We start from the raw sequence: 6,832 nt of genomic DNA, 5'->3' as shown, positions 1-6,832 counted from the left end.
GGCGAACTAGTCGACGGCGTTATTGCCAGTTCGGCTGCCCAAGCCGCTGGCCTTTGGCGCATTAGGGAGGGCGTGCCGGAAGGCCAGCGGCTCGAGGGCGTGTCCTATAAGCATGACGTATCAGTGCCGATCTCGAAGGTGCCGCAATTCATCGCTGAAGCGAATGAGGCACTCGGAGCACGATTTCCGGGCTTGCGTTCGTTCGCTTTTGGCCACCTCGGCGATGGCAACATCCACTACAACCCACTCCAAGCAGAGGGGGGCGACAAACCCAGGTGGCAGTCCTATTTGCCCGTAGTTAATCAGATCGTTCATGACATCGTGGCGAAACTCGGGGGCTCGATCTCCGCCGAACATGGCATCGGTCGCTTACGGATCGACGAAATGCCGCGCTACAAGAGTAACGTGGAGATGGAGATGATGCGGAAGCTCAAGCAGTGCTTTGATCCACGCAACCTCATGAACCCCGGCAAACTCTTGAAGTTGCCGAGAGAGCCGGACTGAGGCTTAACGCCCGTTCGAGCAAGTTCGTGAAGGTGGTGGTGGGCGGTTGTGCGGATCCGCCCGGCGAAGGGGCGAGCGCTGGAAGCAACGTCATGCAGATAGAAAAACAAAGGAAGTATTCATCGGTAACCGTCCGACGTCGATACCTGCTCACACTTGGGGGCGCGGCGCTCGCCGCACCTTTCATTCTACGCTCGGGCTTGGCGCAAGGCGCCTGGCCCGAGCAGACCACTATTCCCGACATCCTCAAGGGCTCAGGCGAGGTGCGTATCGCGGGCTATGGCGGCACTGTTCAGGAGGCCCAGCAGAAGGCCCAATTCCAGCCTTTTGAGAAAGCAACGGGGATCAAAGTTCGTGACTTCCCCGGTGCCGATTGGGCCAAGGTCAAGGCGATGGTCGATACCGGCAACGTCGGATGGGATGTAGTCCATCTGGGTCATGCCAACGCTATAGACCTTATGAAAACCGGCGACTATCTTGAGAAGATCGACTACTCGCTTATTGATGACGGCGTTCGCAGGGAATACCGCTTCGAATATGACCTCGGCATGATGGTGCACGCCCAGGTGATGGGCTATCGCACCGACGCCTTCAGGGGCGCCACCCCTGCGAGTTGGGCCGATTTCTGGGATATCCAGAAGTTTCCCGGCGACCGTGCCATGTACGGCGTCGGCCCCGCTTATCCGGAGCTAGAGTTCGCGCTGATGGCGGCTGGAGTGCCCCCTGACAAGCTGTATCCCCTCGATATCGATAAAGCACTGGCCAGCTACGACAAGATCAAGAAGAGCGTGGTTAAGTGGTGGACGACCGGCGCCCAGCCGACGCAGATGCTGACTGATCGCGAAGTGGTCATGGCCACCGTTTACGGACACCGGATGGCAGCGTTACAGGAGCAAGGCGTGCCGGTGGCAATTTCATGGAATCAGGGGGTGGCCAAGTTCGACACCTGGGGTATCCCAAGAGGAGCCCGGAACAAGGTGAATGCCATGAAATTCGTGGCCTATACGACTATGCCAATCCCGCAGGCTCGCTTCGCACTCGCCATTCCCGTCGGCCCGGTCAATGAAGCCGCCCAAAAGTACATCCCGCCACAGCGACTGGTCGTGCTGCCGAGCGCGCCCGAGATCAAGAAACAAGTCGTACCCTACAATTACGAATGGTGGGCAGCCAACCGCGAAAGGGCCGCTGCCAAGTTCACTAAATGGCTGCTGGGCTAATGCGTTCTCTATCTTACCAAGCTTCGCGGGCCGCCATGTCGGAACCCAGAGGGATTTTGGATTCCCCTGAGGAAAAGAGTCGTGGCCGCGGCGCCTCGGTGTCGCTGAGTGATCTGGAGAAGAGCTACGCAGGCGTCGCTGCCGTGGCTGGGGTTTCGCTCGACATTCGGTCGGGCGAATTCCTGACCCTGTTAGGCCCCAGCGGTTCTGGCAAGACCACCACGCTCATGATGATCGCGGGATTCCAAGCCCCCACGAGCGGCGACATCACAATAGACGGGGCGTCGGTGGTCGCTACGCCGCCTTATCGCCGCAATATCGGCATGGTATTCCAAAACTACGCTCTGTTTCCGCATCTGACCGTGGCCGAGAACATCGGCTTCCCACTAAAGCAACGTGGCGTATCGAAGCAGGAGCGGACGAGGCTGGTCGGTGAGGCGCTAGAGCTTGTCCACCTGCCCGGCTACGGCGGGCGCTATCCGGACCAGCTCTCCGGTGGCCAGCAGCAGCGCGTGGCTTTGGCGCGTGCAATTGTGTTCAAGCCGCGTCTGCTCTTGATGGACGAGCCGCTGGGCGCGCTCGACAAGCAGCTCCGCGAAAATCTGCAGCTTGAGATGCGCCGCCTGCACGCTGAGCTCAGCATCACATTCATCTTGGTCACGCACGACCAGGACGAGGCGCTTACAATGTCGGACCGCATCGCTGTCATGAACGACGGCAGCGTGGCGCAGGTAGGGCGGCCAGAAGATCTCTACGACCGGCCCTGCAATCGCTTCGTGGCTGGCTTCATTGGCGAATCCAATTTCTTGCCGGCTGCCGTGCGCGGTGTCGAGAGTGACGTCGTCGTCGCCGAGTGCGATGGCGTCCTGATGCGGGCCGTCTCCTCGGTGCGCCCGGCGAGCGGTACCAAGGTCACCCTGGCCACGCGGCCCGAGCGCTTGCGCTTCGCCGATAGACCGGTCGAGTCCGGACTAGGCGTCAACCGAATGAGCGTCACCGTGAGCGAGGCCGTCTTCGCGGGCGAGCGCTGCCGCTATCTGCTAAAGACCGAGGGCGGGACTTCTATGGTGCTCAAGGAAGCTTCTAGTGCCGCGGTCCGCCGTCGAGCTGTCGGCGAGCGCGTGGAGATCGCCTGGTCGGTCGCGGACACAATCGTGGTGTAGGAGGGGCTCTTGTCTGTGCCGACAACGATCCTCCCTTCACGGCTCGTCCGCGGCTCGCGGGAATGGGGCGCGTGGAAGCGCGCGCTCCCAAAGCTCACGCCGCTGTTGCTCGCTGCCCCGCTACTGGCCTACATGGTGGTGTTCTACGCCGTACCGGTGGTGTTGATGCTGTTGCGCAGCCTCAACGACCCCAACTGGTCGTTGGATCACTATGTAGGGCTGCCGGGCGATACCGTCTTCCTCAGGACCTTTTGGATCACGCTGAGCACTTCATTTGTAGTCACGCTCAGCACCCTGGTGCTGGGCTACCCGGTCGCGCTCGCATTGTCACGCGCCCGCTCGAGCGCGCCCTTGATCCTGATCCTGATCCTGCTGCCGCTCTGGACGTCGGTGCTGGTGCGCAGTTACGCCTGGATGGTGCTGCTGGGCCGTCATGGCCTGATCAACGAGGCGCTGCTGGCGCTCGGCCTGCTCGAGCGGCCGACCCGGCTGCTCAACACGACGCTCGCGACCGAGATCGCCATGACGCACATCCTGCTACCCTACATGATCCTGCCGATCGCCAACGCGCTGCGGCAGGTCGATCCCTCGCTGGCGCGCGCCGCCGCGGGCCTGGGCGCCACGCCCTGGGGCATCTTCCGTCAAGTCATCCTGCCGCAGTCGATGCCCGGGGTGGCTGCCGGGGTGCTCTTGGTGTTCGTGCTGGCGCTCGGATCCTACATCACGCCCGCGTTGGTGGGCGACTCGCGTGAGATCACGCTCTCCATGCTGATCGCCCAGCAGGTTGACCAGCTCAATTGGGCCTATGCGGCGTCTCTATCTGCCGTGCTGCTGGCAACCGCGCTCGGCCTGATCGCCGTGGCCCAGCGTCTGCCGGGCGTCGGCAACGCCTTCCGAATGAATCTCCGATGAGCGCCCCGCGTTTCCTGTTGACCCGCCTTCTGGCGAGGACAGTCGTTGGTTCGATCCTGCTGTTCCTTGCCTTTCCAATCGCCGTTGTGTTCGTCGTGTCCTTCTCGTCGGCGAACTATCTCACCTTTCCACCGCCCGCCTTCGGCTTGAAATGGTACGTGGCTTATTTCGGCAACGCCGACTGGCTAGGACCTACCTGGCTCAGTATCTTCGTCGCGGCGTCGGTGGTGCTGCTGTCGACGACGCTCGGCACGCTGGCTGCGATAGGGATCCCACGCCTGCCGGGGCCGCTGCGCGTCGTTGCGTCCGGTCTCATCCTGTCGCCGTTGATCGTGCCAGTAATCTTGGTGGCGATCGGAATCTATTACACTTTCTCTCGCTATGGCCTGATCGGCACGCCGATCGCGATCGTGTTGGCGCACACCTGCCTGGCCGTGCCGTTCGTGATGACAAGTGTGAGCGCCAGTCTGGCCGGCATCGATTCCAGGCTCGAACAAGCAGCGCTCAGTCTGGGCGCCACGCCGGTGAGCACGTTCTGGCAGGTGACGGTGCCGCTTATCCGCCCAGGAGTGCTTGTCGGTGCGCTGTTCGCCTTCATCACATCGTTCGACGAGGTGGTGGTGTCCCTGTTTCTGTCAGGATCCGGTGCTATCACGTTGCCGCGGCGCATGTGGGACGATCTGCAATTCCAGATCGATCCCACGATCGCGGCCGTATCCACGCTTATGGTCGTCCTGACGGCGTTGCTGCTCGCCAGCGCGCACCTCTTGCGCAAGCGCACCGAGCGGCTGCGGACCATGTGACGTAGTAGCTGCGGATGTGATCTCAGAGATAAAGACGCGATCAAGAGCGCGCCACGATCGATGCGCTCAACAGGGGATAAGTCAGGCTGGAAGCCGACAACGCCGAGCTCGGTGAGCAGCCAGACCAAGTGAACGAACACCACGAACTGCGCTTCCCGCTGGCCGGCGTCTTCTCGTTTAACTGCGAGAATGCGCCGCCTCATTACGCAGCCGATGTAATTCTCGAAGCTACTAAGACACATGCAAGGTGGGTCAAATCACACAAGAAGGCCGGCAGAGCGAGCCGGAAAGGGCATGAACGGAAGCTATCTCGGTGATCGCGTTACCCAGTTTCTCGAACGTTGTGGAATCGATAACGCGTTCGGCATCGTGTCCCGTGCACAACATCTGTATCCTAACGCGATCGAGCAGCGGAATGCCATTCGCTTCCTCATGGCGCGGGCGAGATGGGCGCTTCCCATATGGCCGATGCCGGCGCTCGGGTGAGGGCCGACTGTGGGCCTTGATTGCCAGCAGCGGCCTTGAGCTGCCAGCGCCGTGCCGGGGGCTTGTCTAAGCTGGTTTCGCCGATGTGCTGCTGCTGCACATACTGGTCAGATCGCGACGCGCTTTGCCGAGCGCGGAATGCGCACCGCGCATGATGTTTTCGATCAACTTGGAATGTTGTAGTCTGTTGGCAAGGTCGCATACCGGCTCATCGTCGATCTGCTTGCGCTGGCGCATGAGCGCGCCTACGAGGCTGAACTCGCTGGTCAGCTCGGCGCCAACTTGGGCGCCGGCTAACTGCCCAACCTCGGACAGCTGCCGGGCCCACATCGCGCCCGATCCTGCCTGCGTGCCGCAGGTCATGGAGCAGCTTGCCCCGCTCGCCAGCTATGAGTGTCTCATCGGCGCCAGCCAGATCGGAGACGCCGCATGAACACGGCCAACACAGTCGACACCGCGCGCTTCAATCTGTTGCTCAACGAGCTGCGGCTGCCCGCCATGAAGGCATTAAGGGTGCTATGGCCACAGTTCGTCGAGCAGTCCGACCAAGAAGGTTGGCCGGCGGCTTGCTTCCTCGCCGTCATCGCCAAGCACGAGATCGCTGAAAGCGGCCGCTGTCGCATCGAGCGTCACCTCGTCGAGGCGCGGCTGCCCGCCGGAAAGACCTTCGACAACTTCGACTTCGAGGATGTGCCAATAATCTCCAAGGCGCAGGTGATCGCGCTCGCCGCTGGCGATGGTCGGCTCGGGCGGGATGCCAATTTGCAGGTGTTCGGTCTGCCCGGCGGCGGAAAGAGTCGCTTGACGGCAGCCCTCGGCCGTGCCCTGATCGAAAACGGATGGCGCGTCCTCTTCACCCGCACCACCGATCTCGTCCAGAAACTCCAGCTAGCGCGGCGCGAGCTCAACCTCGAGGTCGCCATCACCCGCCTCGATCGCTTCGATCTGCTGGATTCCTCGGTGATTTCGCCTACGTCACCAAGGATCAGGCGGAGACCAGCGTGCTGCTCCAACTCATCAGCGCGCGCTATGAACGGCGCTCGATGCTGATCACCGCCAATCAACCCTTCGGCGAATGGAATAGGGTCTTCCGGAACCCCGCCATGGCGCTCGCCGCCATTGATTGCCTCGTTCACCACGCCACCATCATCGAAATGAACATCGAGGGCTATCGCAGCCGCACCGCGTTCGAGCGAAAACGCGGCCCAGGACGGCCACCGTCGGCGCGACACCAAAAACAACCGCTGATTGACGCTCCGCGACAATCAGATCCAACAAAACTCTTCCCAGCCGGATTGTCGCGCTATCCGTCGACGTCCTCGCCCGTATCGCCGATCTTGCCGGCGTCGCGTCTGCACGAATTGCTGCCCTGGGAATGGAAGTTCCCGCGCCAAGCCGACAAGTCCGCCGATCAGCAGGTCGCCTTACCTTCATGCAACGCCATCATAGAGCTCGCCGTGCCCGCGACGCATACGTCAATCAGGCGGTCTTCGTCGTATGCGTAGTCTACACCGGATGCGCACGCCGTTTACTTGGATTGTTCATATGGATATTCGCCGTGGAAGCCGAGTTTATTTGAAACTGCGTGACCTGCAGCTCGCAGCGTCGCTAGCTGTTCGGCGGTAGGCTTTTCGCCAAGGTATTGCATTGAACCGACCAATGTGATGGCCGCAATGCAATCGCCGTCAGACTGAAAGATTGGTACCGAAAAGGCGTTTATACCGATTACGATCTCTTGCGGCGCCAT

Annotated in this window: 8 protein-coding genes and 2 pseudogenes; 8 read left to right on the top strand and 2 right to left on the bottom strand. The window is 61.4% G+C overall.

From position 1 onward, the window contains the following. The 6 genes from FBZ93_RS40280 to FBZ93_RS40255 all read left to right on the top strand — a co-directional run. Positions 1-504 (top strand): FAD-linked oxidase C-terminal domain-containing protein (locus FBZ93_RS40280; protein ID WP_283810895.1); only part of this gene is annotated, 504 nt, incomplete at its 5' end. Positions 505-530: 26 nt separating this feature from the next. Continuing rightward, positions 531-1,721, top strand: a complete 1,191-nt coding sequence (locus FBZ93_RS40275) for an ABC transporter substrate-binding protein (RefSeq protein ID WP_146993211.1) — start codon at positions 531-533, stop codon at positions 1,719-1,721. A 35-nt stretch (positions 1,722-1,756) separates the two neighbouring features. After that, on the top strand, positions 1,757-2,884 hold the full coding sequence (locus tag FBZ93_RS40270) for an ABC transporter ATP-binding protein (protein WP_146993210.1): 1,128 nt from the start codon (positions 1,757-1,759) through the stop codon (positions 2,882-2,884). 15 nt (positions 2,885-2,899) lie between these two features. Beyond that, a complete protein-coding gene (locus tag FBZ93_RS40265; protein ID WP_246667867.1) occupies positions 2,900-3,796 on the top strand; it encodes an ABC transporter permease in 897 nt (298 codons plus the stop codon). Then, positions 3,793-4,599: an ABC transporter permease gene (locus FBZ93_RS40260; RefSeq protein WP_146993209.1), complete on the top strand. Its 807-nt coding sequence runs from the start codon at positions 3,793-3,795 to the stop codon at positions 4,597-4,599. The genes FBZ93_RS40265 and FBZ93_RS40260 overlap by 4 nt, the downstream gene beginning before the upstream one ends. Before the next feature lie 294 nt (positions 4,600-4,893). Continuing rightward, positions 4,894-5,085 carry a hypothetical protein gene (locus tag FBZ93_RS40255; protein ID WP_146993208.1) on the top strand — a complete coding sequence of 64 codons (192 nt, stop codon included), beginning with the start codon at positions 4,894-4,896 and terminating at the stop codon, positions 5,083-5,085. 66 nt (positions 5,086-5,151) lie between these two features. Here the strand turns inward: FBZ93_RS40255 and FBZ93_RS42125 are convergent, their stop codons facing one another. Then, entirely contained in the window at positions 5,152-5,322 is a 171-nt protein-coding gene (locus tag FBZ93_RS42125) for a hypothetical protein (protein WP_433995488.1), read from the bottom strand. Here FBZ93_RS42125 and FBZ93_RS41680 point away from each other — a divergent pair. Together FBZ93_RS41680 and istB are read left to right on the top strand one after the other, a co-directional pair. Further along, a pseudogene (locus tag FBZ93_RS41680) lies at positions 5,278-5,518 on the top strand (IS21 family transposase); the annotation flags it as partial. The gene FBZ93_RS42125 and the pseudogene FBZ93_RS41680 sit on opposite strands and share 45 nt — an antisense overlap. After that, positions 5,515-6,337: pseudogene (gene istB / locus FBZ93_RS40245) on the top strand (IS21-like element helper ATPase IstB). The pseudogenes FBZ93_RS41680 and istB, both read left to right, overlap by 4 nt. 276 nt (positions 6,338-6,613) lie before the next feature. Here istB and FBZ93_RS40240 read toward each other — a convergent pair. Beyond that, on the bottom strand, positions 6,614-6,832 hold a 219-nt coding region (locus tag FBZ93_RS40240), incomplete at its 5' end, for an IclR family transcriptional regulator domain-containing protein (protein ID WP_146993206.1).

The sequence above is a fragment of the Bradyrhizobium macuxiense genome, assembly GCF_007993935.1.
Classification (GTDB): domain Bacteria; phylum Pseudomonadota; class Alphaproteobacteria; order Rhizobiales; family Xanthobacteraceae; genus Bradyrhizobium; species Bradyrhizobium macuxiense_A.
The sequence above is the reverse complement of the archived record's forward strand: the minus strand, read 5'-3'. Positions and strand labels throughout refer to the sequence as shown.